Below are 23,373 nucleotides of genomic sequence, written 5' to 3'. Positions count from 1 at the left end.
GTGACCCCGCCGCGATTGACGCAGCCCCCCCCCGCGGGGGTCGCGAAGGGCACTTTCGCAACGTTGCGAAAGTGCCCTTCGCACCACGCGGCGGGCGCCCTAGCCGACGTCGCGGCGGCGCCAGCCGGCGAGCCCCGCCACCAGCGCGACCACAGCCACCCCGGTCAGCCAGAGCAGTGGCGTCACGGTGAACTCCGCGGCGGGCAGTTTCGGCACGTGCGAGAACGGCGAGGCGTCCAGGAGCACCTCGGGCAGGTTCAGCACCGGGCCGAACAGGCTGAGCAGCAACGCCAGCCCGGCAATCGCCCACGCCGCCGACGAAAACTTCGGCGCCAGGCCGAAAACCGCGACGGTGAGACCGACGATCACCCACACCGCAGGGAGTTGAGCGAGCGAAGCGACCGTCATGTCGCCGATCGAGCCGCCGACGTCCTCGCCCCGCAACCCGTTCGACAGTCCTAAGAGGACACCGCTGACGACCATCATCAGCGCCGTGCCGCCGAACGCGAACACCAGATGGCTTCCCAGCAGCCGCAGCCTGCCGACGCCCGTCGCGAGCAGCGGCTCGACGCGGATCGCCGTCTCCTCGGCGCGGATCCGCAGCGCGGCCTGCACCCCGTAGAGCGCGACGACCATCGCGAACATGCCGGCCATCGCCGCCATGAAGGCGTCGATCAACGCGTCCGTGCCGCCGAGGCGCTGGAAGATCTCCTTCGCCTGCTCGCTTCCCCCGACGACGTCACCGATCCCGCTCGCGACCGAGCCGAACACCGCGGCACAGACCGCCACGCCGATCAGCCAGCCGATCACCGGGCCCCGGTGCAGCCGCCACGCCAGCGCGAACGGGCCGCGCAGCGAAGACGCGGCTTCGGCGGGTCCCGGACGCGGCGGGATGAGGCCGGTCCCGATGTCGCGCCGAGGGATCAGCGCGTAACCGACGGCGCCGACGACCACGGTCGCGGCCAACGGCAGCAGGAACACCCACCAGCGCTCGTCGGCGAACGGGCGCAGCCGTTGCGCCCAGCCGATCGGGGACAGCCACGAGACCCACCGCGCGTCCGACGTCGAATCGCCGACCGCGCGCAGCAGGAACGCGACACCGACGGCGGTGGCGCCGATCCCGTTGGCCGTCCGCGAATACCCGGCCACCTGGACGGCGACCGCGGCGATCGCGGTGAAGACCAGCCCGGTCGCCGCGGTGACGGCACCGAGCGCGATCGCGCCCCCGGCAGGCAGTTTCGCGCCGATCATCAGCACGGTCTCGATGAGTCCGATGAGGACACTCGTCCCGGCGGACACGAGTACGGCCGCGGTCAGCAACGCGTACCGGCCGACCACCGCGGACGCCAGCAGCTCCGCGCGGCCGCTGTCCTCCTCGGCGCGGGTGTGCCGGGTGACGGTGAAGACAGCCATCAGCCCGATGACCAACGCGAGGAAACCGCCGAGCCGCCACGCGGTGAACCCGCCCGCGGTCGAGAGGTCGAAGGCCGGGCCGTAGATCAGGGACAGCGACGGGTTCGCGCCCATCCCCGCGGTGAGCCCGGTCCGTTCGGCGGCCGTCGGGTACAGCGTTTCGTACGTGCCAGAAGACGTCGAAGGCATGATCCCGAGCAGGATGACCCAGATCGGCAGGATGATCCGGTCCCGTCGCAGCGCGAGCCTGGTCAGCTGCCAGGTACCGACGAGCCCGTGCGCCGGTTCGGCGACGGCGGCATGCGCGGGGCGGTTCAGCGTCGCGGTCATTTCGCGCTCGCTTCGCCTGCGTAGTGGCGGAGGAACAGTTCTTCCAGCGTCGGCGGCTGGCTGGTCAGGCTGCGGACGCCGACCTGGGTGAGCCGCCGCAGAGCCTCGTCGAGCGAACGGGTCTCGACGTCGAAGCGGACCCGGTTCCCCTCGATCTTGAGGTCGTGGATGTTCTCCAGTTTCGCCAGCCCGTTCGGCGGGCCGTCGAGTTCGGCGGAGATCGACGTCCTAGTGAGGTGCCGCAGTTCGGCCAGCGTGCCGGTTTCCACCGTATGGCCGTCGCGGATGATGCTGACCTTGTCGCAGAGCGCTTCGACCTCGGCCAGGATATGACTCGAAAGCAGCACCGTGCGGCCCTGTTCGCGCTCCTCCTGGATCGCGTACTGGAAGGTGGCCTCCATCAGCGGGTCGAGGCCGGAGGTCGGCTCGTCGAGGATCAGCAGGTCGACGTGCGAGGCCAGGGCGGCCACGATGGCGACCTTCTGCCGGTTGCCCTTGGAGTAGGTGCGGCCCTTCTTCTTGGGGTCGAGGTCGAAGCGTTCGATGAGGTCCTTGCGGCGGCTCTGGTCGAGCCCGCCCCGCAGCCGCCCCAGCAGATCGATGACCTCGCCGCCGGAGAGGTTGGGCCAGAGGCTGACGTCGCCGGGGACGTAGGCGAGGCGCCGGTGGAGGCTCGCCGCGTCCTTCCAGGGGTCGCCGCCGAGCAGGCGGACGTCCCCCGAGTCCGCGTGGAGCAAGCCGAGCAGGACCCGGACGGTGGTCGACTTCCCCGCGCCGTTCGGGCCGAGGAAACCGTGCACCTCCCCAACGGGTACCCGTAGATCAAGGCCGTCGAGAGCCTTGGTCCGGCCGAAGGATTTGTGGAGGCCGGAGATGGAGATGGCGTTTTCCATGTGTCTGAAGGTACAGTGATTTCACGAAGTTGTGAAGTTAAGAAAACGTATGGACGGTGTGATCGCTCTGGGGGTTGTACGAGAGGATGTGCCCATGACGACGCCTGAGAGTGCTTCGAGCACCCAGAGAGACGAGGACGCCGTCCGCCGTTACGTGGAACACCTGGGCATCACGCTCTCCCAGATCGGGATGCAGCGCATGCCAGCCAGGGTGTTCGCCGCGTTGATGACCACCGACGCCGGCCGGTTGACCGCGGCCGAACTGGCCGAACAGCTTTCGGTGAGTCCCGCGGCGATCTCGGGAGCCGTGCGGTGGCTGGAGCAGATCGGCCTGGTCGCCAAGGAACGCGAGCCGGGCTCGCGCCGCGACCACTACCGGCTCTTCGACGACCTCTGGTACGCCACCTTTATGAAACGCGACCGCATGATCACCCTGTGGCGCGACGCCGCCGACGAGGGCGTCGAAGCACTCGGGGCGGAGACGCCGGCCGGCGAGCGGGTCGCCGAGATGCGGGACTTCCTGAGCTTCATGATCCAGGAACTCAACGTCATGTACGCCAAGTGGCACGAGATGCGGGCCGCGAAGGGCAAGTAGCTCAGAGCGCCCGCGCCAGTGTCGCCGCGAGCCGCTCCGCCCAGTCGTCCAGTTCTTCCGCCGCCGGTTCGCGGTCTTCGAAGGACGTCAGGAACGCGTACTGGAAACACGCCCCGAGCAGCAGGGACGCCGCCGCCTCCAGATCGGCGCCCTCGCGGATCCGGCCGAGCCGGGCCTCTTCGCCCAGATACTCGGTGACGCGTGCGAGCGGGACGTCCGGCCCGCGTTGCCTGCCCGCCACCTGCTCCCGATGGGTCGCGAGCAGCTCCCGCGACGAGAACAGCGACACCGCGATCGGGAAGCTCTCCAGGTAGAACGACAGCGTGATCCGCGCCAGCCGGGCGAGATTCGCCGCGAGCGGTGTCGCCGACGCGGTCCCCATCAGCTCGTCCAAGGTGGACCCGAGCGCGGGAAGCCGTTCGGTCAGCACGCTCAGGAAGATCTCGGTCTTGTCCTTGAAGTGCTTGTACAGCAAGGCCTCGGAGTAACCGGCCGCCTTCGCGATCGCCTTCGTGGTGGCGTGCGCGTAGCCCTGCTCGCGCATCACCTTCGCCGCCGCGGCGACGATCTCCTCGCGGCTTCCCATCTTCACTCCCTGAGGGCTTCTCAGCGTTCGCTCGACAACCGGTTAGTGAACACTCACCATAGTGGGTGAGTGTTCACTAACCAGAAAGGCGTGACCATGAAGCTCACCGTTTTGGGGGCGACCGGTGGCATCGGCACCGAGGTCGTCAAGCAGGCCCTCGCCGCGGGCCACCACGTCACGGCGGTCGTCCGCGACCCGTCCCGGCTGACCGTCGAGGGCGCGTTGCTGGAGATCGTCGTCGCCGGACTGTCCGAGCACGGCGCGCTGACCGAGGCCGTCGCCGGACGCGACGCGGTGATCTCGGCACTCGGCGCCCCCGACCGGAAGCCGACGACCGTCGTCACCGAGGGGGCACACGCCGCCCTCGCTGCACTGCGTTCGTCGGGTGTCCGGCGGCTGCTCGTGGTGACCGCCAGCGGCCCGTTCGTCGACGGGGACGGCTTCTTCACCAGGAACCTCGTCAAGCCGATCCTGGGGCAGGTCCTCAAGAACAACTTCCACGACATGGTCGCCGCCGAGCGGGTCGTGACCGCGAGCGAACTCGACTGGACGATCGTGCGCCCACCGCGGCTGCTGAACGGCCCGCAAACCGGCGCGATCGCCGCCCGCACGGACGGCAACGTCCGCGGGAGCTTCAGCATCAACCGCGCCGACGTCGCCGATTACCTGCTGCGGGCGGCCTTGGACGACACGCTCATCCGCCAGACCGTCTCGATCGCCCAAGGCTGAGTCCCCGCCGCGTTTAGTCCTCTAGTGGCGATCCATGCACACGCAACTACCGCAACCAGTCCTCTACTCGCGGTTGTCGCGTACGCAACGATCGCCACCAGAGGACTAAACGCGGCAGTAGGGTCCCGGAAGTGATCAGTCGTGCGGTGGCGCTCGCCCCGATCCTGCTCGCGCAGGCGGTCCGGGTGCGCCGCACGACACCCAGGTTGCCCGGCGCGGCGGGTCCGGTGACCGGCCTCGTGGCGGGCGAAGGGCGTCCGCTGCGGCTCGCGGTACTCGGCGAGTCCACTGTGGACGGCGTCGGAGCCGCGACGCACGCCGAGGCGCTGACCGGACGGCTCGCCCGCGAACTCGCGCGGGACGGCCGCGCCGTCGCCTGGCAAGCCATCGGCCGCACCGGGGCCAACGCCCGGGTGGCGCGCGAGGACCTGCTGCCGCTGCTCGACCCCGCCGACCTCGCGGTGATCGCGCTCGGCGTCAACGACACGATCGAACTGCGTTCGGCCGCGCGGTACCGGCGGGACCTGCTCGACCTGATCGTCTCCCTGCGCCGCCGCGCCGGCCGGATCCCCGTCGTCCTGGCCGGGGTGCCGCCGATGGGCCGGTTCCCCGCGCTGCCGCGGCCGCTGCGGGACGTCCTCGGCGCGCGGTCGGTGGCCCTCGACGCGGCAGCCGCCCGGCTGGGGCTTCTGCCCGGCGTCGTCCACGTCCCGATGCCGGCCGCGATGCTGGACCCCTCGACCTTCGCCGAGGACCGCTTCCACCCCGGCCCCGAGGGCTACCGGCGCTGGGCCGAGCAACTCGCGGACGTGAGCCGTCAACTACTCAGTGACACCCTTTCGGCTGAAAACCGCTGATCAGGTCACCCGACTGCCACAAAACGAGAAATTTCTCCGAAAAAGCTGGCTCTGCGTGTATCTGGTGGCAGCCTCGTTGCGTCCTATGGAGCAGTCGAGGAAATGAGGGACACCCGATGACGACCGAGACCAACACCGCGCCCGTCGACGACGAGGCCACGGCCACTGAGGACCTCGAAGAAACCACTCCGAAGCCGGGCCCGGTCACGGCCCCGGTCCCGCCCCGCCCCGGGGCGGCACCGGACGGCAACTGGGAACCGCACGGCACCAAGCCGACGGTGAACTGACACAGCTTCGATAAGCACAGACGGGTGATATCCGGAAGCCGAGGGGGCCTCCGGGTATCACCTCCGGGTGCTCCCTCGGGGGAGGGGGACACCCGGACGCGGGCCCGTTGGGGAGCGGGCCCGGGGGGAGGGAAAAAGGGCCGGCCGGTGCGCAGTCCACACCTACTCGCGCCGGCCGGTGCCTTGCTCGATCCCCCGTTCGACCGACAGGGATTTCCGGATTCGACAAAAAGTTAGCGATTTGATGTATCCCAGAGCCTCCTGCACGCTCCTTCTCCCCGAAGGGCCCGCGATACTGCCAGCGCCGACACGAAGACACGTCCGAAGTGGGGCAGATACGGTGACCGACGTGCAAACGACCGAGGTAGACCCGCCATGGGAAGGCCTGACCGGTGCCGACCTGCATGCCGCCTGCATGCGAGCGGCGCGGGCCGGTGACCGCCAGGCGATGGACAGGCTTGTGCACGAGCTGACCCCGCTCGTGTGGCATGTCGCGCGTGCGAACGGGCTCGATCGCCTGACCGCCGAGGACGTAGTCCAGACGGTATGGCTCGCCCTGTTCAGCCAGCTCGAGAAACTCCGTGACCCCAAGGCGCTCGCCGCGTGGTTGATCACCACGGCCAGACGCGAGGCGCAGCACCCCTTCGGCCGCCGCGCTCAGCCCGTCCCGCTGACCGACGAGCTGGCCGAAAGCATGGAAAGCACCCACCCGGCACCCGAAGAGGAAGCCGTCCGCGCCGACCGTGATCGCCGGGTCTGGCGCGCCTTCCTCCGTCTGCCGCACCGCTGTCAGCAGCTCCTTCGGCTGACCGTGCTCGCCGGGCGGGCGGAATACCAACTGGTCGCCGAAGCACTCCGCATGCCGCGCGGAAGTGTCGGACCGACCAGGGGCCGTTGCCTCGAATCGATGCGCGACCTGCTGGCCCACGAAGGGGGAAGCCGATGAACGACCTCGGGACGCCGGGGGAGATGACCTCCCCGGGCGATGAGGCCTTGTTAGCCGATATCGGACGTTTCATGGACGAATTGGACCCGCCACCGGGAGATCTGGTGCAGCGGGTTCAGTTCGCGCTCGCGCTCGAAAACCTCGACGTCGAGGTCGCGCGCTGGGAACGGATGAACGCGACCGCGGGTGTCCGCGGCAGCGACACCGGCACGATCACCTTCACCGTCAGCGATCTGACGGTGATGATCAACCTGACCAAGATCGGCAAGAAGCACCGGATCGACGGCTGGCTCGTACCCGCCGGCGAATACGGGGTGGAGGTCCGTGTCGCCGAACACGGGACGAGTTCCACCACCGCCGACGAAGGTGGCCGGTTCGTACTGGACAACGTTCCACAGGGGACGACCCAGATCGTGATCCACCTCGGTGACGTGACGTGCCGGAGGACCGTGGTGACCCCGACAGTGGTGCTCTAACCGGACGGCTGTTCCGTTATGCGGCGTGGGTGTGCTCCCATAGTGCGTGTGCCCGCGCCGTCTCCTCCTGTCGTCGATCCCGTAGCCGAAGAGGCGGCCGAACTCCATGCCCTGGCGAAGGCCGCCGCCGCGGATCATGGCCTCAGCAGGCCGATCCGCCTCATGCGGCGAGCACTCGGGCTGCTGGGGCCGGTGGACGAGGAACTGGTCGCGCGGCTGGAGGTCCGGGTCCGGATCCTGATCAGCCTGGCGGCGGCGGAAGCGGAGATCGCGTCCCAAGAGGACGGTCTCGCCCGGCTGGACGAGGCGGAACGCATCCGCCTGCTGCTGCCGGACGGCGACGTCCGGCACGAACTCCGGTTCGTCGTCGGGCTCCAGCGTGCCGTCGTGCTGATGCGCGCCGGACGGCTGGAGGAATCGCTCGCGCTCAACAACGCGTTCCTGCCGGGGCTGGCCGCCGAGGGCGCGAAGCACAGCCTGGTGCTGACGCGGTCGCTGGTGAACCTCGCGTGGCTGCATCTGCAGATGAACAACCCGGACGCCGCGTACCAGGACCTCGTCCGCGCGCTGGACCTGGCCGTCGAGCACGGATACCGGCGGCTGGAAGGGAAGATCCGGCACAACCTCGGTGATCACGCCCAGCTGCTCGGCGACATCCCGGAAGCACTGCGGCACTACGAACAGGCGGCCGCGATCTTCGTGACCGACGGTTCCGGTTCGCTGCCGCTCGTCCGGCTCGACCAGGCGAAGGCCCTGCTCACCGCGGGACTCGCCGAAGAAGCGGCGCGGCACCTCGACGACGCGATCCCGGAATTCCAGCGCAACGGCGCCGTCCACCTCGTCGCCGAAGCGGAGGTCGCCAGGGCCGGCGCCGCCATCCTTGAGCGCGACTACGCGCTGGCGAAGAAGCTCGCGACCTCCGCGCGGCGCAGTTTCCGGCGTCGCGGCAAGGGGCGCTGGGCGGAGATCGCCGCGCTGACCCGGCTGCGCGCGGACGCGGTGAAAGTCTTGGCGGACAGGGAGAAGCGGCCGTCCGGGAAACTACCCGAACAACTGGCCGATCTCGCGATCCGGCTGGCCGAACTCGATCTCCGCGACGAAGCGGGCGCGGCCAGGATGTTCGCGGTGCGGCTGCTGATCCGTCGTGACGAGACGGCCGCCGCGCAGGAACTCCTGGCGCAGGTACCGAAACCGCGGCAGACCACGCCGATCGACCACCGGATGCTGCTGCGGCTGTGCCGGGCCGAACTCGCGGTGGCGTCGCACCGGCCGCGATCGGCGCTCGCCCAGGCGCGGGCCGGGCTGGCGGAACTCGGGCAGATCCGCGACCGCATGGGTGGGCTCGACCTCGTCTGCGGAACCGCGGCACACGGCGAAGAACTGGGCAAACTCGCGTTGACGCTGGTGCTCAAGAAGGCAAGGCGCAGCGGGGCCGGGGCGAAGAGCCTGTTCGCGTGGCTGGAACGCACGCGCGCGCAGGTGTACCGCTACGAGCCGCTCCCGCTCATCGAGGATCCCGCGCTCGCCCGGCATATCAACGAAATGCGGCATGTGCAGGGGACGATCCAGGCACGGCGGCTGTCTGGCGAACCGGTCGGGAAACTCGAAGAGCGCTATGACCGTCTGCAGCAGGAAGCGACCCGGCTCGGCTGGTACACCAGCCAATGGGGTCGTCCGAGGCCGGTCTCGTCACCCGAAGAGGTGGTCGAGCAACTCGGGGATCGGGTGCTGGTCAGCCTGATGGGCTACCGCGACACGTTGTACGCGGTGGTTGTCGACCACGGCCGGTTCCGGCTGCTGAAACTGGGGCCGCTCGCGGAGATCGTCGAGACCGCGAGGCAACTGCACGCGGACCTGGACGCGCTGGCCCCGGACAACCTGCCCGCGCCACTGGTCGAGGTGGTCACCGGCTCCGCCCGGCGCCGGGCGGACAAACTGGACAAACTGATCTCCGCGTCGCTGGCGAAGACACTGGAGAACCGCGAGCTGATCATCGTCCCGATCGGCTCGCTGTACGCACTCCCTTGGGGCGCTTTGCCGTCGCTGCACGGGCATCCGGTGTCGATCGCGCCGTCGGCGACCGCGTGGGTGACCGCGTCCGGCCGCCGGAGCGTGGGGCCCGTCCTGCTCGCCGGCGGGCCAGGGGTGCCGGGTTCGGTCGGTGAGGTGCGGAACCTGCGGGCGGTGTACCCGCAGGCCCTGCTCGTCGACGGTAAGGACGCGACGAGCGAAGCCGTACTGTCCGCTTTGGACGGTTCCGGAATGGCGCACCTGGTCGCACACGGCGCACACGAACCGGCGAACGCGTTGTTCTCGCGGCTCGAACTGGTCGGCGGTCCGTTGTACGCACACGAAACCGCGCGGCTCGCGCATCCGCCGGAGCGGGTCGTGCTGGCCGCTTGCGAACTCGCGATGAGCCACATCCGGCCAGGCGAGGAGGCGCTCGGTTTCGCCGGGACCCTGCTCGCGAGCGGCTCGCGGACGGTCATCGGCGCGATCGCCCGGGTCGGCGACAAGGCCGCCGCCGACGCGATGTCCGATCTGCACCGTCGGCTCGCTTCCGGGACCGCGCCCGCTTTGGCACTCGCCGAGGCGACCGCCGCCGACCCGCTGCGGCGCCCCTTCCTGTGCCTGGGCGCGGGCTGACCTTTCGGGAGCCCCGCGGGCTTTCGGGGTTGCGTGCCTTCCGGGGTTGCGTGCCTTCGGGGCGGCTCACTCTGGCCTAGGGATGTCATAAGGGGTCCCCATAGGACGAATTTCGTCCCATGGGGACCCCTTATGACACACCGCGGCCCCGACATCCACAGGAGTTGTCCACAATCACCGTCACCTGTGGACAACTCGGCTGCCCAGCCCTTCCCCCCGCCCACCCCCGGTAGACTGGACTCGGGGACGCCCCCCTGGGAGCGGTGGGGGATGGGGGTCAGGGGCGTTCAGCGTGTTTCACGAGGCGCGTGGCCAGGATGGAGATCACGGAACGCAGGGCGGTGCGGACGGCGGCACCGGTGCCGGGGAGTGGTTCGGAGAACCGGCCGGTCCAGCGCAGATCCGTGCCACCGGACGCGTTCGGCGTGAAGGAGACTTCCGCGCGGTAGTCCTTCAGAAGCTTGAGGCCCGCGAAGCCGTAGACGTGCTTTCGGTCCTGTTCGTACTCCAGCGTCTCTTCGTGGAGGTACACCGGCCACAGGCCCACGGCGCGGACGGCGCCCACCGCGTCCGCACCCGGTTCCCGCGCCCAGCGCGAGTGGAACACCAGCGGTTTCGCCCATTCCGACCAGCGAGAACCGTCGGCCTCCAGCGCGAACAGGGAAGCGGGCGAGGCGCTGCTCGTCCGGTTGATCTCGAAGGAGTACGTCTTGCCCATGTGGCGACGATAACCGCTCCGGCCGTGAGGGATAAGTCAAGATAGGGACGTGAGTACGACGCGCCGCGAGATCGCCGCACCGCATTGGCTGGTGCAGCTGCTCCGCAGCACGCCGGTTCCCATCCCGTGGAACATGGTCGGCCGCGCCGTCCTCGCGCTGGCCGTACCGCTGGCCGTCGGCTACGCGCTCGGCGACATCGGCGTCGGCGCGCTCATCTCCACCGGCGCGCTCCCCACCGTCCTCTCCGAATCCGCCGGCCCGTACCGCTACCGTGCCCGGCGGCTCGGCGGCGCCACCGCGGCGGCCGCCGTCGGCTACTTCGCCGGGCTGATCACCGGCGGCATCCCGGCCGCGTCCATCCCGGTCGTCGTCGGGGTCGCGGCGGTGTCCGCGTTGATCAGCGCCGCGGGCAGCAACGCGTCGGTCGCCGGGCTGCAGATGTTCGTCTTCTGCGTCCTCGGCACGGGCCAGCACGTCACCGGCCTGCGCGTCGAACTCCTCCTCGGCTACTTCTGCGCCGGCGCCGCCTGGGGCCTGCTCGTCGCGCTCGCCACCTGGACCTTCCGCGCCACCAGCCCCGAACGCGGCGCCGTCGCGCATGTCTACGTCGAACTCGCCGCGATGCTCTCGGCGACCGACGAAGCCACCTCACGTGTCGCGCGCCACCAGCTCACGACCGCGATGAACACCGCGTACGACCGGCTGCTCACCGCGCGATCCTGGCTTTCGGGCCGCGACGCCACCTACCGCCAGCTGCTCAACCTCCTGTCCGCCAGCACCCCGGCCGTCGAGGCGTCGGTCGCGATGGTCAACGCCGGCCGCCGCGCCCCGGCCGACGTGATCGACCACTTCATCGCGACGTCGGCCGCCGTGCTCGCGAACCAGCCGCTCCCGGAACCGCCGGAACGGCCGGAAGACGACATCGACGCCGTCCTGGCCGCGCTCTACGCCGGACTCGCCCGGATCGGCAAGGGCGACGACCGGAAACGGCGCGAGGTCCAGCCGTGGCACAAACGGCTCCGCACCTGGGTGGGCTCGCTCATCTCCGGCCCGCTCACCTGGTTCGCCGCACTCCGGCTCACCCTGTGCGTCGCGATCGCCGAGGTCGTCGCGCTGGTGGTCCCGTTCGAACGCTCCTACTGGATCACGCTCACCGTCGGCATCGTCCTCAAACCGGACTTCGGCTCGGTATTCGGCCGCGCGGTGCTGCGCGGGATCGGCACGGTGATCGGCGTCGGCATCGGCGCGGCCGTGCTCGCCGCCGGCGGCGAAGGCTGGCTGCTGGTGCTGCTGATCGCCGTGTTCGCGGGTGGCGTCGCGGTCGGCAAGGTCCGCAACTACGGCATCCTCAGCGCCTTCGTGACGCCGCTGATCATCCTGCAGATGGACCTCGCCAGCACCGGAAGCTGGGACATCGTGCTCGCACGGCTCGTCGACACCGTGCTGGGCTGCGCGATCGTCCTGCTCTTCGGCTACCTGCTCTGGCCGGGCAGCCGTCGCCCGCAGGTCGGCGGACGGCTCGCCGACAGCCTCGACAACCTGGTGGACTACGTCGACAAAGGACTCGTGCTCGCGCCTTCGGGTGAAGCACGACTGGTCCGCTCACGCGCCCGCCGCCGCGCCTACCGCGCACTCGCCGACCTCCGGACAGCCTTCCAGCAGGTCGTCGTCGAACCCTCCGCCGCCGGGCGGCAGGCCGTCGCCTGGTGGCCGGTGATCGCCGGACTCGAACGCGTCGCGGACGCCGTCACCGAGGTCGGCGTCACCCTCGGCCGCGGCGCACCGGCACCGTCCGACGCCGACATCGCCCTGCTGACGGCCGCGCTCGCCGAACTCGCGGCCGCCGTCCGCGAGGAACGGGACCCGGCGGAGATGCCGATGCCCGGCAACGAGCAGCTGTCCGGCGTGGTCGACCAGATCGGCGCGGCCTTCGACGCCGTGCGCGGTCCCGACCTCGTCGAACGCGCGCCGCTGCGGCTGGTCCGGCGGTTCCTGCCCTACCAGCGCCGCGCCTGAGGCTCAGCCGAACCGGATGTGCTTCACGCTCGTCCACTTGCGACGGACGAAGCCCCGCAGCGCACTGTCCGTATTCGGTTCCAGCGACAGCCCCGCCGACGCGGCGACCCGATCGGCGACCTGGGCGACGGTGAGCCGGTCGGTCTGAATGTGCTCGCCGAACTCCGCGCCGTTCAGCCGTTCCAGGCAGAGGTCGAGTTTCGACACCGCGAAACTCTCGCGCTTCGGCGGCACACCGCGTACAGAGTGGACGATGCCGCGTTCACTCAGCCGCCGCAGCACGGTCTCCCGTTCGGCCAGCAGCGCGAAGTGACGGACGTCGTGCCCGCGATCCCGTAGACCACCGATGATCTCCTCGAAGTACTTCGGCTCCACCAAGGTCATCGGCACGACCACCACGCCGTCCTGCTCGCACAGCAGCAGGTCGAGCATTTCGATAACGGACTGGCGCCAACCGGGCAGATCCTGGAAGTCACCACGCAGCCGCGGCGGCAGCATCCGGTGCAGGCCGAATCCGGCGAACTCGGGATCGCTGAGAACGCTTCCGGGGAGACGACGCCGCAGCTCGTGCGCGGTCTGCGTCTTGCCACCGCCGAACGGGCCGTTGATCCAGACGAGCATGATCCCGACCTTAGCCATGACCCAGCGAAGAGCGGGATCGGCGCAGGCGGGAGAGACGCGGTGATGTGGTACTTGCGGGTCGCGTGGTCGCACGGGTTCGCCGAGGAACCAGTGGAGATCCTCAGCGTCCCACCGCTTGCCGAGATCAATGCGCGGCAGGAGTTCATGGCGTCTCGAATCGCCGTCGGCGAGTTCGACCGGGCATGGAGACACGCGCTCAGTGGCCATGGTGACTGAGCACGCGATCCGGCCACTGGCGAACGGCCGCTCTACGGTACGGCGACGTTATTCCTCGCCGGAGAATCGCTCCCACGCCGATTGACGGGTCATGCCGAGGGCCTCACCGATCCGAGCCCAGCTGGCGCCCAGTTCCCGGCCACGCCGAACCCAGCAGGCGAGGGTTTCCTCCACCTGGACCGACGTCTTGGCGACTCGCGGCAGAGCCGCCAGCACGTCCTCAAGCTCATGCACGTGCTCCCACGGGCCAAGCTGGGGAACCGATCCCGCCTTGGTCTCGACGATCCGCTGGCACAGCACTACGCAGCCCGTGCAGATGAACACTCCCGGGCCCGCGACCAGGGTGCTGACCTCGGTATTGGGTTTGAGGCAGAACGAGCACGCCGCGATGACCGACTGTTCCGCGGTGGAGGACATGACCGCACCTCTCCTTACATCGTGTCAGGCTGTTCCTGACAAGCGTCAGGGTAGCCCTGACAAGGGGGGTGCACAATGGGCGCGCCCCCGAGAGACCACCCGGACGGGGGAGGGTGAGGATGATCTCGAACTAATGTTCGAAAAAGTGACGCATAATCGGGCCATGCTCGACACTGGTGACACGATGCCGCCGGGGCCGCGTCACCTCCATATGATCCGGCCCCACCAGCCCGTTTGGGTCGATCTCAAGCTGGTGTACCCGGTCGGCGCGGTGAAGACCCGCCTGCCCGACGGCCTGGACCTGACAGCCACCGTCCCCGGACTGCTGGGGATGTGGCGGGCGACGACGACGGCGCACTGGGTCGGCTGGGTGACCTTCCAGCTCGGCCCGGTCGGCCGGGGCGGCACGACGCATTCGCAATGGGTGCTGGCCGAAGCGCTGCGGCCGCGCGAAGAACGGAACGCCTGGTCGGGGAGCTTCCCGTATGAGCGGCGCCGATGACACCGTCCCGTCCCGTGGACGGTGTTGACCGCACGCCAAAACGGGCCCACCATGGCCGGGTGTCCGTCACCTGGGAGTCCGCGCCGACCCGTTCGGCAGGCGAAGGCGTCGCCGCTCTGCTCCTGCGCCGCGGACGGCTGGGCTCGCCGCCCGCGTAACCCGTTTCCCCGCGAGGCCATCCGTGAAGGTGGCCTGTTTTCGCCATCCCGGAAATCGGCAACCCCAGGAGCCCAGTATGTCCGTCGAACTGCCCGACCGCGTCCTCCTCCGCCCGGCGACCGTCCCCGACGGCGGGATCCTCGAAGGGCCACGGGTGCTCCGGCGCCTGCCGGAAGGCGTCGAGGAACGTCCTTACGAGCTTTTCGCGCCGCGTCCGCTGGGACGCGTGATCGGCGCGGAGATCAGCGGCGTCGACCTCGCCGAACCTCTGACACCGGCACTCCACGCGGAGCTGAACCGCGCACTGCTGGAGTGGAAGGTGCTGTTCTTCCGCGACCAGCGCATCACTTCGGCGCATCAGCGCGCGTTCGCCGCCCACTGGGGTGATCTGGAGACGAACCCGTTCATTCCCCAGGGTGATACCGAGGACATCACCCGGTTCACCCGGTCGGCGACCATGCCCGCGTTCGAGAACATCTGGCATGTCGACGTCACGTTCCGGCCCGCGCCGGCGCTCGGCTCGGTCCTGCGGCTGATCGAGGTCCCGCCGGTCGGCGGCGACACGATCTGGGCCGATATGGCCGCCGCCTACGACAACCTGCCGGAAGACATCCGCGTCCGCGTCGACGGGCTGACCGCGGTCCACGACTTCATCCCCGGTTTCGACCGGTTCTCCGACCCCGGGCATCTGCTCCGGCACCAGGACGCCTTCCCGCCGGTCGAGCATCCGGTCGTCCGCACCCATCCGGAGACCGGACGACGCACGCTTTTCGTGAACCAAGCCTTCACGACCCACATCGTCGGCGTCGAGCGCGAAGAGAGCGACAGGCTCCTGAGGTACCTCTTCAGCCGCGCGCACATCCCCGAGTTCCAGGTGCGCTTCGCCTGGCGGCCCGGCTCGGTGGCCTTCTGGGACAACCGCGCCACCCAGCATTACGCCGTCAACGACTACCACCCGCACGCCCGGGTGGCCGAACGTGTCGCCATCGCGGGTGACCGGCCGTTCTGAGCCCGTCCCCGCGAAGGGTGATCGTCCGCGCGGGTTGCCCGGTACCTGTGTGACGATGAGGTCATGGGCATCAACTTCGATGAATTGAAGAACAAGGCCACCGACGCTCTGCGCGAGCACAACGACAAGATCGAAGGCGGCCTGGACAAGGCGGCGGACTTCGCCAAGTCGAAGTTCGGGCATGGTTCCCAGATCGACTCCGGGGTCGAAAAGGCGAAGGGCTTCATCAACAAGTTCGATGACACCCCGGACACCCAGCCCCAAGACACCCAGCCCCAGGACAACCCGCCCCAGGGCCGGCAACAGCCGGGTCAGCAGCCGCCCCAGGGCCAGTAACCCCTCGCGTTTAGTCCTCTAGTTGCGGTACTTGCACACGCAACTACCGCAACCAGAGGACGAAACGCGTCAGGAGACCTCGCCGAGCGCGGTGTCGCCGTCGATCGTCGTGATCCGGCCGCCGCGTTCGCCGAGTGCGATGAGGCCGTCCCGCGCGTCCGGCGCGGTCAGGCGGATCCGCACCCCAGCGCGGTCCGCGTCCTTACTGGCCGCAAACGCTTGCGCGCCTTCGTGGCCCGCGTTGACCGTCACCGCGAGCCCACCCGTCGACGCCAGCGAACCCCGCGCGGCACCCAGCCGCCCGAGTGCTTCGTCGACGATCGGCAGCAGCGCGTCCCGGTTGCCCTCGGTCATCGCCCGCACCAGCGCCGGGCTCGACGCGGCCACCCGCGTGCCGTCCGTGTAGGAACCGGCGGCCAGCGACATCGCCAGCGGACCACCCTGTGCGCCGATCGTGGCCAGGATGGCCGCGAAGATATGCGGCAGATGCGAGATCCGCGCGACCGTCTCGTCATGCGAGTCCGCGGGCAGCGGCACGACATGCGCGCCGACGTCCAGCACCAGCTGGGCCACCTCCGCCCACGCGGTCAGATCGGTGTCCTGCTCGACGCCCAGCACCCACGCGGCACCGCCGAACAGCGCCGGCTCACTCGCCTTCCAGCCGGATCCCGCGGTCCCGGCCATCGGATGCCCGCCGACGAACTTCGCGTACGGCGCGCGCCGCCGGACGGCGTCCAGCACCGGGCCCTTCACGCTGGCGACGTCGGTGAGCACGCAGTGCCCGGCGATCCGCGAGACCGTCCGCAGCACGTCTTCGACCGCGGGCAGCGGCACCGCGAGCACGATCATCGCGTCCCGCTCCGCCGCCTTGCCCAGCGCCGCTTCGACCTGCGTGGTCACGTCGAACCCCGCTCTGCTGGCCGCGTCCGCGTCAGCCTCCGAGGTCGTCGCCCCGAACGCGGTGCGGCCGATCGAGCGCGCCGCGCGCAGCAGCGAACCACCGATCAACCCGAGCCCGATCACGCATACGTCTCGCACAAGTATTCATCCTGCCATCTACCGGCCCACTCGTCAGAGAACAGCGGCGAGGCGGGTGCCCTGATCGATGGCCCGTTTGGCGTCCAGCTCCGCCGCGACATCGGCACCGCCGATCAGATGCACCGGCAACCCGGTCGCACGCAGCGCGTCGGCGAGGTCGCGCACCGGCTCCTGTCCGGCGCAGACGACGACGGTGTCCACGTCGAGCACGCGCGGTTCGTCACCCACGGTGATGTGCAGGCCGTCGTCGTCGATCCGGTCGTAGGTGACCCCGGTGAGCTGCTCGACCCGTTTGGCCTTCAACGCCGCCCGATGCACCCAGCCACTGGTCTTGCCCAGTCCCGCGCCGATACCGGACTTCTTGCGTTGCAGCAGGAAGACCTGCCGGGGTGACGGCTCGACCTTCCGCTCGGTCAGCCCGCCCGGAGCGTGCTCGGGATCGGTGACACCCCATTCGGCCATCCACGCGTCCAGATCGAGCGCGGGGGAGGTGGTGTGTGTCAGGAACTCGCTGACGTCCACGCCGATCCCGCCCGCGCCGATCACGGCGACCTTCCCGCCAACCGGTTTCCCGTGCTTGACGACGTCCACATAGGACAGAACCTTGGCGTGGCCGATCCCCGGCAGCGACGGGATCCGCGGCGTCACGCCGGTGGCCAGCACGACCTCGTCGAAACCGGCGCCGACGAGGTCTTCGGCGGTCACGCGGATGCCGAGGCGCACCTTGACGCCGGTGACCTCCAGCCGTCGCTGGTAGTACCGGATGGTCTCCGCGAACTCCTCCTTGCCGGGGATCTTCCGCGCGATGCCGAACTGGCCGCCGATCTCGTCGTCGGCCTCGAACAATTCGACGGCGTGACCGCGTTCGGCGAGGCTGGTCGCGGCGGCGAGCCCGGCGGGACCGGCGCCGACGACGGCGACGCGTTTGGTCTTCCGCGTCGGCGCCAAGGTCAGGGTGGTCTCGTGGCCCGCGCGCGGATTCACCATGCAGGACACCGGTTTCCGCTTGAACGCGTGATCGAGGCAGGCCTGGTTGCAGGCGATACAGGTGTTGATCTCGTCCTCGCGCCCGGTCTCGGCCTTGCGGATCCATTCCGGGTCGGCGAGGAACGGCCGTGCCATCGACACCAGATCCGCGTCGCCACCGGCCAGTGCCTCCTCGGCGACCTCGGGCATGTTGATCCGGTTCGAGGTGACCACCGGGATCCCGACCTGCGGCTTGAGCTTCCCGGTCACCCAGGTGAACGCCGCCCGCGGCACCGACGTCACGATCGTCGGCACCCTGGCCTCATGCCAGCCGATGCCGGTGTTGATGATCGTCGCGCCCGCCTCCTCGACCTCCTTGGCCAAGGCGACGACGTCTTCCCAGCGCTGGCCGCCTTCGACGAGGTCCAACATGGACAGCCGGTAGATGATGATGAAGTCCTCGCCGACCGCTTCACGTGTGCGGCGCACGATCTCGACGGCGATCCTCCGGCGGTTTTCCGCGCTGCCGCCCCATTCGTCGGTGCGTTTGTTGGTCCGCTCGGCGAGGAACTGGTTGATGAAGTAGCCCTCGGAGCCCATGATCTCGACGCCGTCGTAACCGGCTTCCTTGGCAAGGTAGGCGCAATCGGCGAACGCGCGGATCTGCCGCAGCACGCCGTACCCGGAAAGCGCGCGTGGTTTGAACGGGTTGATCGGCGCCTTGAGGCTCGACGCCGAAACACTCAGCGGATGGTAGGAATACCGGCCCGCGTGCAGGATCTGCAGTGCGATCTTGCCGCCCGCCTCATGCACGGGATCGGTGAGTTTCTTGTGTGCCTTGGCTTCCGCGCGCGTCGACAGTTTCGAAGCGAGCGGAAGCAGCCAGCCGGTCCGGTTCGGGGCGAACCCGCCGGTGACGATCAGCCCGACGCCACCTCGGGCGCGTTCGGCGTAATATTCGGCCAGCCGCGGGAAATGTGCTTCCTTGTCTTCAAGGCCGGTATGCATCGAGCCCATGATCACCCGGTTGCGCAGGGTGGTGAAGCCGAGATCGAGTGGGGACAGCAGATTCGGGTACTGGCTCATCGCCGGGTCCTTACGCATCGTGGTGGAATGCCTGGAGGACTTCCTCGAGCCACTCGACGTGGCCCTGTTCGGTTCGGATTCCCCCGCGCAGCACGAGGAACTGATGCAATGACTGTCCACTGAGGACGCTGGGGTCGGGGAAGTCGTGCTTCTCGATCAGCAGGTAGGCGTCGAGTCGTGCCGCATGCGCGTCGCGGTGCCGGGTGACTTCGGCGGCGACGGCGCCGGGTTCGCCGAGTGTCGCGCCGCGGATCTTCACGGCGAGTTCCCTGGCGGTGGCGGCGGGATCGGGCTCGGCGAGCCAGCGGGCCAGTTCGGCCCGGCCGGTGTCGCCGACGGTGTAGACCTTCTTGTCCGGCTTCCCGGACTGCGCGACGTGGTCGACGGCGACCCAGCCGGCGTCCTCCATTCGCTTGAGGACGCGGTAGATCTGCTGGTGGGTGGCGCTCCACCACAGCCCGATGGACTTCTCGAAGCGGCGCGCCAGCTCGTAGCCCGAGCCGGACCGCTCGGACAGTGAAACCAGGATCGCGTGCTCCAGTGCCATGCACCTAGTTTCATATGCACCTAGTTGCAGAGCAAGGAGACACCCGTCACAAGCGCGTGAAGGCCCCCTTCACGCGGCCATGGTTTTGAGTGACCAGCCGAGGGAAGGGGGCCTTCACGCGGAGATGAGAGCTACCGCGCGGGTTTGCGGGCGATTCCGCCGATCACGCGGGATTCCGAGGGAGCCCCGGAGAAGACCGAATTCTCGTCCGGATGCCAAGCGGGCGCGTAGACCAGGCCCGGCTCCAGCAGTGGCCAGCCGCCGAAGAACCGCTTGAACTCGTCCATCGTGCGCAGGAAACCGGGGTTCGTGGTGGTCTCGTAGTACTCGAGGATGTCGAGCAGCGCCTGGCGTTCCTCGTCGTTGGCCGGATTCTCGTTGGTCATCTGCGAGAGCACCAGCAGCGATCCCGGCGCGAGCCGGTCGCGGTAGTAGCTCAGCAGCGCATCCGGGTCCTGCTCGTCCTTGATGAAGTGCATGACCGCGTTGATCACCAGCGCGATCGGCTGCTCCACGTCGATGATGCCGGCGTCGATCACCCGGTCCCAGAGGTCCTCGGGGTCGAACAGATCCGCGGCGATCGCGTGGTGGCGGTCCGGGTCGGCCGTGTCGGCGAGCAGCAACGTCGAATGCGCGAGCGCGATCGGCTCGTTGTCGATGTAGAGGACGTGCGTGTCCTCCTCCGGCCGTGCCTCGTCGGCGACCTCGTGCACGTTGCCCGCTGTCGGCAGGCCGGAGCCGATGTCGACGAACTGCCGGATGCCCAGTTCCGCGCAGTGCCGCACGGCGCGGCCGAGGAACTGCCTGCTGGTCAGGCAGTAGTCGCCCATCAGCGGCAGGCGTTTGCGCACCTTCTCGGCGAACTCGCGATCGATGGCGTAGTGGGTGTCGCCGCCGATGAAGTAGTCGTAGACGCGTGCCGCGGACGGCCGGTCCAAGCTGCTCTCGACGGCCTTGAGCGCCGCGTCGTGATCGATCATCGTCATCCCTTTGTCCGCACCGGTAATCCCATGCTAACCGGCGGGAACGTAGGCCTCGCGGTAGGCGTTCACGGATTCGGTCAGCCGATCGAGTTCCGCGCGGGTGCGGGCGAGCCCGGCCTCGTCGAGACCCATGGCGTCGCCGATGATCGTCGGGATCCCGCTCGCGCGTTCCTTGAGCTTGACGCCGTCCTCGGTGAGGCTGACGCGAACGGACCGTTCATCGTCGGCCCGCCGGTCACGGCGGACCAGTCCGGCCTTCTCCAGCCGCTTGAGCAGCGGCGAAAGCGTGCCCGAGTCGAGGTTCAGCAGGGTGCCGAGTTCCTTGACCAGCCGCTCGTCCTCCTCCCAAAGTGCGAGCATCACCAGGTACTGCGGATAGGTCAGGCCCAAGTCGTCGAGCACCACCCGGTAAAGCGCGGTCACGGCCCGAGACGCCGCGTACAGCCCGAAGCACACCTGATCGTCCAGCCGCCGAGACGGCCCTTCGTTCGATGGCATGCGCCCCTCCTTCACTCGCCCCCAACGCCCAATGCTGTGTCGATGATGCCTCATCGCGCCACTTGAGTGGGGCAAATCTCCTTGAGCACGTTTTAGTTGTGCACAACTTAGTTGCGAGCTACCTTTAGCTGGTCGACTTAGAATCCAGGAGGCAGAAATGACCGCCAACCCGCACAACCTCGCCCTCGAGCCGGCCGCGCAGGCGTTCGCGGAGGCCACCGCCAACCCGCCGTTCCTCTTTCAGTTGCCGCCAGAAGAAGGGCGCAAGGCCGTCGACGAGGTCCAGGGCGGCGACGTCGTACTGCCCGCCGCGGACGTCGAGACCACGCACGTCGACGGCGTCGAGGTCCGCATCGTCCGGCCGGAGGGCGCGACCGGCCCGCTGCCGGTGATCGTCTACATCCACGGCGCCGGCTGGGTCTTCGGGAATTTCCACACCCACGAGCGCCTGGTCCGCGAACTGGCCGTCGGCACCGGCGCGGCCGTCGTCTTCCCCGAATACGACCGTTCGCCCGAGGTGCGTTACCCGGTCGCCATCGAGCAGAGCTACGCCGTGGCGAAGTGGGTCGCCGAGCACGGCGCCGAGAACGGCCTCGACAGCACGAAGATCGCCATCGCGGGTGACTCCGTCGGGGGGAACATGACCGCCGCGCTCACCCTCCTGGCGAAGCGGCGCGGCGACGTCACCTTCCGGCAACAGGTCCTCTTCTACCCGGTCACCGACGCGAACTTCGACACCGAGTCGTACCGGAAGTTCGCCGACGGCTACTTCCTCGCCCTCGACGGGATGAAGTGGTTCTGGGACCAGTACACGACCGATCCCGCGCAGCGCGCCGAGAGCACCGTCTCGCCGCTGCGGGCGAGCCTCGACGAGCTGGCAGGGCTGCCTCCGGCGCTGGTCATCACCGGTGAGGCCGACGTCCTGCGCGACGAAGGCGAGGCGTACGCGGCGAAGCTGCGCCAGGCCGGAGTGCCGGTGACGGCGGTGCGCTACCAGGGCGTCATCCACGACTTCGTGATGCTGAACGCGCTGCGTGAGACCCACGCCGCGGACGCCGCGATCAAGCAGGCGATCGGGGTCCTGCGCACCGCTCTCGAAGGCTGAGTAGCGTAGGTCACGTTTTGTCCAGGGTGACGCGCGTCACCCTGGACAACACTTATCCGTGGTCGCACGTCTCTTGATCCAGATGTGGGACCGCGTCGCGAGGACGCGCTCCGGCCGGGGAGGGACACGATCGCCATGGGGCTGGGACTGAGTGCCATCCGGCTGGATTCGCCGCTGAACCTCATCATCGTCGTGGTGCTGACGCTGCTCGCGATCATCGCGGTGCCGTTCTTCTGGGAACGCTGGCGCCGCAAGGTGTTCGGTCGTTCTTCGACGATCCTCGTCGCGGTGGTGCTGATCGTGGTCAGCACCGGTATGGGCGGGAACATGATCGGCGGGTTCTTCCCGACGGTCGGCACGTTGTTCGGCACCGGCGTGTACTCCGGGGACAACGTCAACGCCGTCGCCGGGGAGAACGGCTCGGACCTCGACAAGCTGCGTGACGCCGGGGCGATGCGGGCCAAGGAGGGCAAGGGCTCCGTCGTGCATATGACGGTGACCGGCAAGCGCACCGGCCTCACCCGCGACGTCTCGGTCTACTTCCCGCCCCAGTACTACGATCCCGCGTACCGGACGCTCAAGTTCCCGGTCATCGAATGGATCCCGAACTACCCGTCGGGCCCCGAAGTGGCCACCGGGCCTTACGAGCTGCCTGCCAAACTCGACGCGGCCATCGCGAAACACACGCTCCCGCCGACACTGGTGATCATCCCGGACCCGACCGGGAAACCGAAGGTCGGCCACGACACCGAGTGCATCGACGAGGTCAACGGCACCGCCAACGACACCTACCTGACCGCCGACATCCGCGACTGGGCGATCGACAAACTCGGCGCCAGCCCGCAGCGGAAGGCCTGGACCATGGCCGGCTGGTCTTCGGGCGGATACTGCGCGATGAACCTGGTGACCCGGCATCCGCAGTGGTACGGCCAGGCGGCCAGTATCAGCGGTTACTACAAGGCTTCGGTGGACGCGGAAACCGAGAACCTGTTCAAGGGCAGGCAGGACATCGTCGACGCGAACACGATCACGCTGAACCTGCAACGGCATCCGATGCCGGTCGACATCCTCGCGATCGCCGGGGAGAAGGAAAACTTCGAGAGCTTCTCGATCGACCAGCTCCAGACCGCCATCCGCGCCCCCGCGACGCTGTCGTCATGGCGCATCCCGGACGCCGGGCACAACATGAACACCTTCAAGGCACAGATTCCCGACGTCTTGGCGTGGATCGGCGCGCGGACCGTGCCGCCGTCCCTGCCGCAGGACAAGAAGATCGTCACCAAGGGCGGGGTCAGCCCCTGGCCGCTGCCCAACACCGGCGCGAAGGGCGCACTGGTCGACGTCGTCGAGTAGTGCGCCCTTCGCGCCGGTGTTGG

25 protein-coding genes are annotated in these 23,373 nt (G+C 68.9%); 14 read left to right on the top strand and 11 right to left on the bottom strand.

Going from position 1 to position 23,373, the window contains the following annotated elements; genetic code table 11:
- Positions 1-99 precede the first annotated feature (99 nt).
- Both AB0M65_RS30025 and AB0M65_RS30020 read right to left on the bottom strand, forming a co-directional pair.
- Complete coding sequence (locus AB0M65_RS30025) at positions 100-1,743, bottom strand: ABC transporter permease (protein ID WP_364034871.1); 1,644 nt, start codon at positions 1,741-1,743, stop codon at positions 100-102.
- Positions 1,740-2,636 (bottom strand): ABC transporter ATP-binding protein, encoded by an 897-nt coding sequence (locus AB0M65_RS30020; protein WP_364034868.1) that lies wholly within the window; start codon positions 2,634-2,636, stop codon positions 1,740-1,742. Before AB0M65_RS30020 ends, AB0M65_RS30025 begins: the two co-directional genes overlap by 4 nt.
- A 94-nt stretch (positions 2,637-2,730) precedes the next feature.
- Between AB0M65_RS30020 and AB0M65_RS30015 the strand changes: the two genes are divergently transcribed.
- On the top strand, positions 2,731-3,231 hold the full coding sequence (locus AB0M65_RS30015; RefSeq protein WP_364034865.1) for a MarR family transcriptional regulator: 501 nt from the start codon (positions 2,731-2,733) through the stop codon (positions 3,229-3,231).
- Position 3,232: 1 nt separating this feature from the next.
- On the opposite strand, the gene AB0M65_RS30010 is transcribed toward AB0M65_RS30015, so the two are convergent.
- The gene (locus AB0M65_RS30010) at positions 3,233-3,817 is read right to left on the bottom strand and encodes a TetR/AcrR family transcriptional regulator (protein WP_364034862.1); all 585 of its coding nucleotides are present in this window, start codon (positions 3,815-3,817) and stop codon (positions 3,233-3,235) included.
- 96 nt (positions 3,818-3,913) lie between these two features.
- On the opposite strand from AB0M65_RS30010, the gene AB0M65_RS30005 reads away from it, so the two are divergent.
- The 6 genes from AB0M65_RS30005 to AB0M65_RS29980 all read left to right on the top strand — a co-directional run bounded on the left by AB0M65_RS30005 (position 3,914) and on the right by AB0M65_RS29980 (position 9,758).
- Entirely contained in the window at positions 3,914-4,546 is a 633-nt protein-coding gene (locus AB0M65_RS30005) for an NAD(P)H-binding protein (RefSeq protein ID WP_364034859.1), read from the top strand.
- Between the two features lie 131 nt (positions 4,547-4,677).
- Positions 4,678-5,403 (top strand): SGNH/GDSL hydrolase family protein, encoded by a 726-nt coding sequence (locus AB0M65_RS30000; RefSeq protein WP_364034856.1) that lies wholly within the window; start codon positions 4,678-4,680, stop codon positions 5,401-5,403.
- Positions 5,404-5,519: 116 nt separating this feature from the next.
- Positions 5,520-5,690 (top strand): hypothetical protein, encoded by a 171-nt coding sequence (locus AB0M65_RS29995; protein WP_364034853.1) that lies wholly within the window; start codon positions 5,520-5,522, stop codon positions 5,688-5,690.
- 340 nt (positions 5,691-6,030) lie between these two features.
- Positions 6,031-6,636 (top strand): sigma-70 family RNA polymerase sigma factor, encoded by a 606-nt coding sequence (locus AB0M65_RS29990; protein ID WP_364034850.1) that lies wholly within the window; start codon positions 6,031-6,033, stop codon positions 6,634-6,636.
- Entirely contained in the window at positions 6,633-7,112 is a 480-nt protein-coding gene (locus AB0M65_RS29985) for a carboxypeptidase regulatory-like domain-containing protein (RefSeq protein ID WP_364034847.1), read from the top strand. Before AB0M65_RS29990 ends, AB0M65_RS29985 begins: the two co-directional genes overlap by 4 nt.
- Positions 7,113-7,274: 162 nt before the next feature.
- Positions 7,275-9,758 (top strand): CHAT domain-containing protein, encoded by a 2,484-nt coding sequence (locus AB0M65_RS29980; protein ID WP_364034877.1) that lies wholly within the window; start codon positions 7,275-7,277, stop codon positions 9,756-9,758.
- Between the two features lie 277 nt (positions 9,759-10,035).
- Here the strand turns inward: AB0M65_RS29980 and AB0M65_RS29975 are convergent, their stop codons facing one another.
- A complete protein-coding gene (locus AB0M65_RS29975; protein ID WP_364034844.1) occupies positions 10,036-10,476 on the bottom strand; it encodes an SRPBCC family protein in 441 nt (146 codons plus the stop codon).
- A gap of 49 nt (positions 10,477-10,525) precedes the next feature.
- Between AB0M65_RS29975 and AB0M65_RS29970 the strand changes: the two genes are divergently transcribed.
- The gene (locus tag AB0M65_RS29970) at positions 10,526-12,493 is read left to right on the top strand and encodes an FUSC family protein (RefSeq protein WP_364034841.1); all 1,968 of its coding nucleotides are present in this window, start codon (positions 10,526-10,528) and stop codon (positions 12,491-12,493) included.
- A 3-nt stretch (positions 12,494-12,496) separates the two neighbouring features.
- On the opposite strand, the gene AB0M65_RS29965 is transcribed toward AB0M65_RS29970, so the two are convergent.
- Entirely contained in the window at positions 12,497-13,114 is a 618-nt protein-coding gene (locus tag AB0M65_RS29965; protein ID WP_364034838.1) for an AAA family ATPase, read from the bottom strand.
- A gap of 60 nt (positions 13,115-13,174) precedes the next feature.
- Between AB0M65_RS29965 and AB0M65_RS29960 the strand changes: the two genes are divergently transcribed.
- Entirely contained in the window at positions 13,175-13,351 is a 177-nt protein-coding gene (locus tag AB0M65_RS29960; protein ID WP_364034880.1) for a hypothetical protein, read from the top strand.
- A 48-nt stretch (positions 13,352-13,399) separates the two neighbouring features.
- Here AB0M65_RS29960 and AB0M65_RS29955 read toward each other — a convergent pair whose 3' ends face one another.
- On the bottom strand, positions 13,400-13,768 hold the full coding sequence (locus AB0M65_RS29955) for a ClpX C4-type zinc finger protein (protein ID WP_364034835.1): 369 nt from the start codon (positions 13,766-13,768) through the stop codon (positions 13,400-13,402).
- A gap of 163 nt (positions 13,769-13,931) precedes the next feature.
- Here AB0M65_RS29955 and AB0M65_RS29950 point away from each other — a divergent pair, with 163 nt between their 5' ends.
- The 3 genes from AB0M65_RS29950 to AB0M65_RS29940 all read left to right on the top strand — a co-directional run bounded on the left by AB0M65_RS29950 (position 13,932) and on the right by AB0M65_RS29940 (position 15,774).
- A complete protein-coding gene (locus AB0M65_RS29950) occupies positions 13,932-14,270 on the top strand; it encodes a hypothetical protein (protein WP_364034832.1) in 339 nt (112 codons plus the stop codon).
- A 235-nt stretch (positions 14,271-14,505) separates the two neighbouring features.
- The gene (locus AB0M65_RS29945) at positions 14,506-15,438 is read left to right on the top strand and encodes a TauD/TfdA family dioxygenase (protein WP_364034829.1); all 933 of its coding nucleotides are present in this window, start codon (positions 14,506-14,508) and stop codon (positions 15,436-15,438) included.
- Positions 15,439-15,501: 63 nt separating this feature from the next.
- Complete coding sequence (locus AB0M65_RS29940; RefSeq protein WP_364034826.1) at positions 15,502-15,774, top strand: antitoxin; 273 nt, start codon at positions 15,502-15,504, stop codon at positions 15,772-15,774.
- Between the two features lie 69 nt (positions 15,775-15,843).
- On the opposite strand, the gene AB0M65_RS29935 is transcribed toward AB0M65_RS29940, so the two are convergent.
- The 5 genes from AB0M65_RS29935 to AB0M65_RS29915 form a co-directional block, all read right to left on the bottom strand.
- Positions 15,844-16,797: a prephenate dehydrogenase gene (locus AB0M65_RS29935; RefSeq protein ID WP_364034874.1), complete on the bottom strand. Its 954-nt coding sequence runs from the start codon at positions 16,795-16,797 to the stop codon at positions 15,844-15,846.
- 48 nt (positions 16,798-16,845) lie between these two features.
- Positions 16,846-18,864 (bottom strand): NADPH-dependent 2,4-dienoyl-CoA reductase, encoded by a 2,019-nt coding sequence (locus AB0M65_RS29930; RefSeq protein WP_364034823.1) that lies wholly within the window; start codon positions 18,862-18,864, stop codon positions 16,846-16,848.
- A 10-nt stretch (positions 18,865-18,874) separates the two neighbouring features.
- Positions 18,875-19,411, bottom strand: coding sequence for a PadR family transcriptional regulator (locus AB0M65_RS29925; RefSeq protein WP_364034820.1), 537 nt, complete (start codon positions 19,409-19,411; stop codon positions 18,875-18,877).
- A 131-nt stretch (positions 19,412-19,542) separates the two neighbouring features.
- A complete protein-coding gene (locus tag AB0M65_RS29920; RefSeq protein WP_364034817.1) occupies positions 19,543-20,397 on the bottom strand; it encodes an SAM-dependent methyltransferase in 855 nt (284 codons plus the stop codon).
- A 27-nt stretch (positions 20,398-20,424) separates the two neighbouring features.
- The gene (locus AB0M65_RS29915; RefSeq protein WP_364034814.1) at positions 20,425-20,892 is read right to left on the bottom strand and encodes a MarR family transcriptional regulator; all 468 of its coding nucleotides are present in this window, start codon (positions 20,890-20,892) and stop codon (positions 20,425-20,427) included.
- 157 nt (positions 20,893-21,049) lie between these two features.
- Here AB0M65_RS29915 and AB0M65_RS29910 point away from each other — a divergent pair, with 157 nt between their 5' ends.
- Both AB0M65_RS29910 and AB0M65_RS29905 read left to right on the top strand, forming a co-directional pair.
- The gene (locus AB0M65_RS29910; RefSeq protein WP_364034811.1) at positions 21,050-21,997 is read left to right on the top strand and encodes an alpha/beta hydrolase; all 948 of its coding nucleotides are present in this window, start codon (positions 21,050-21,052) and stop codon (positions 21,995-21,997) included.
- A gap of 135 nt (positions 21,998-22,132) precedes the next feature.
- On the top strand, positions 22,133-23,350 hold the full coding sequence (locus AB0M65_RS29905; RefSeq protein WP_364034808.1) for an alpha/beta hydrolase-fold protein: 1,218 nt from the start codon (positions 22,133-22,135) through the stop codon (positions 23,348-23,350).
- The last annotated feature ends 23 nt before the right edge of the window (positions 23,351-23,373 follow it).

This window comes from Amycolatopsis sp. NPDC051071 (assembly GCF_040682875.1).
In the GTDB taxonomy this organism is placed as follows: Bacteria; Actinomycetota; Actinomycetes; order Mycobacteriales; family Pseudonocardiaceae; genus Amycolatopsis.
Note: the sequence above shows the minus strand (reverse complement) of the source record. Positions and strands in the feature narration are given on the sequence as shown.

Excerpts from the sequence above, each read along its gene's own strand:
- AB0M65_RS29995 (WP_364034853.1), top strand. The coding sequence starts at position 5,520 with ATGACGACCGAGACCAACACCGCGCCCGTCGACGACGAGGCCACGGCC.
- AB0M65_RS30010 (WP_364034862.1), bottom strand. The coding sequence starts at position 3,817 with ATGGGAAGCCGCGAGGAGATCGTCGCCGCGGCGGCGAAGGTGATGCGC.
- AB0M65_RS29985 (WP_364034847.1), top strand. The coding sequence starts at position 6,633 with ATGAACGACCTCGGGACGCCGGGGGAGATGACCTCCCCGGGCGATGAG.
- AB0M65_RS29950 (WP_364034832.1), top strand. The coding sequence starts at position 13,932 with ATGCTCGACACTGGTGACACGATGCCGCCGGGGCCGCGTCACCTCCAT.
- AB0M65_RS29965 (WP_364034838.1), bottom strand. The coding sequence starts at position 13,114 with ATGCTCGTCTGGATCAACGGCCCGTTCGGCGGTGGCAAGACGCAGACC.
- AB0M65_RS30020 (WP_364034868.1), bottom strand. The coding sequence starts at position 2,636 with ATGGAAAACGCCATCTCCATCTCCGGCCTCCACAAATCCTTCGGCCGG.
- AB0M65_RS29945 (WP_364034829.1), top strand. The coding sequence starts at position 14,506 with ATGTCCGTCGAACTGCCCGACCGCGTCCTCCTCCGCCCGGCGACCGTC.
- AB0M65_RS29915 (WP_364034814.1), bottom strand. The coding sequence starts at position 20,892 with ATGCCATCGAACGAAGGGCCGTCTCGGCGGCTGGACGATCAGGTGTGC.
- AB0M65_RS29940 (WP_364034826.1), top strand. The coding sequence starts at position 15,502 with ATGGGCATCAACTTCGATGAATTGAAGAACAAGGCCACCGACGCTCTG.
- AB0M65_RS29930 (WP_364034823.1), bottom strand. The coding sequence starts at position 18,864 with ATGAGCCAGTACCCGAATCTGCTGTCCCCACTCGATCTCGGCTTCACC.
- AB0M65_RS29975 (WP_364034844.1), bottom strand. The coding sequence starts at position 10,476 with ATGGGCAAGACGTACTCCTTCGAGATCAACCGGACGAGCAGCGCCTCG.
- AB0M65_RS30005 (WP_364034859.1), top strand. The coding sequence starts at position 3,914 with ATGAAGCTCACCGTTTTGGGGGCGACCGGTGGCATCGGCACCGAGGTC.
- AB0M65_RS29920 (WP_364034817.1), bottom strand. The coding sequence starts at position 20,397 with ATGACGATGATCGATCACGACGCGGCGCTCAAGGCCGTCGAGAGCAGC.
- AB0M65_RS29925 (WP_364034820.1), bottom strand. The coding sequence starts at position 19,411 with ATGGCACTGGAGCACGCGATCCTGGTTTCACTGTCCGAGCGGTCCGGC.
- AB0M65_RS29980 (WP_364034877.1), top strand. The coding sequence starts at position 7,275 with ATGCGGCGAGCACTCGGGCTGCTGGGGCCGGTGGACGAGGAACTGGTC.
- AB0M65_RS29910 (WP_364034811.1), top strand. The coding sequence starts at position 21,050 with ATGACCGCCAACCCGCACAACCTCGCCCTCGAGCCGGCCGCGCAGGCG.
- AB0M65_RS29955 (WP_364034835.1), bottom strand. The coding sequence starts at position 13,768 with ATGTCCTCCACCGCGGAACAGTCGGTCATCGCGGCGTGCTCGTTCTGC.
- AB0M65_RS30015 (WP_364034865.1), top strand. The coding sequence starts at position 2,731 with ATGACGACGCCTGAGAGTGCTTCGAGCACCCAGAGAGACGAGGACGCC.
- AB0M65_RS29905 (WP_364034808.1), top strand. The coding sequence starts at position 22,133 with ATGGGGCTGGGACTGAGTGCCATCCGGCTGGATTCGCCGCTGAACCTC.
- AB0M65_RS30025 (WP_364034871.1), bottom strand. The coding sequence starts at position 1,743 with ATGACCGCGACGCTGAACCGCCCCGCGCATGCCGCCGTCGCCGAACCG.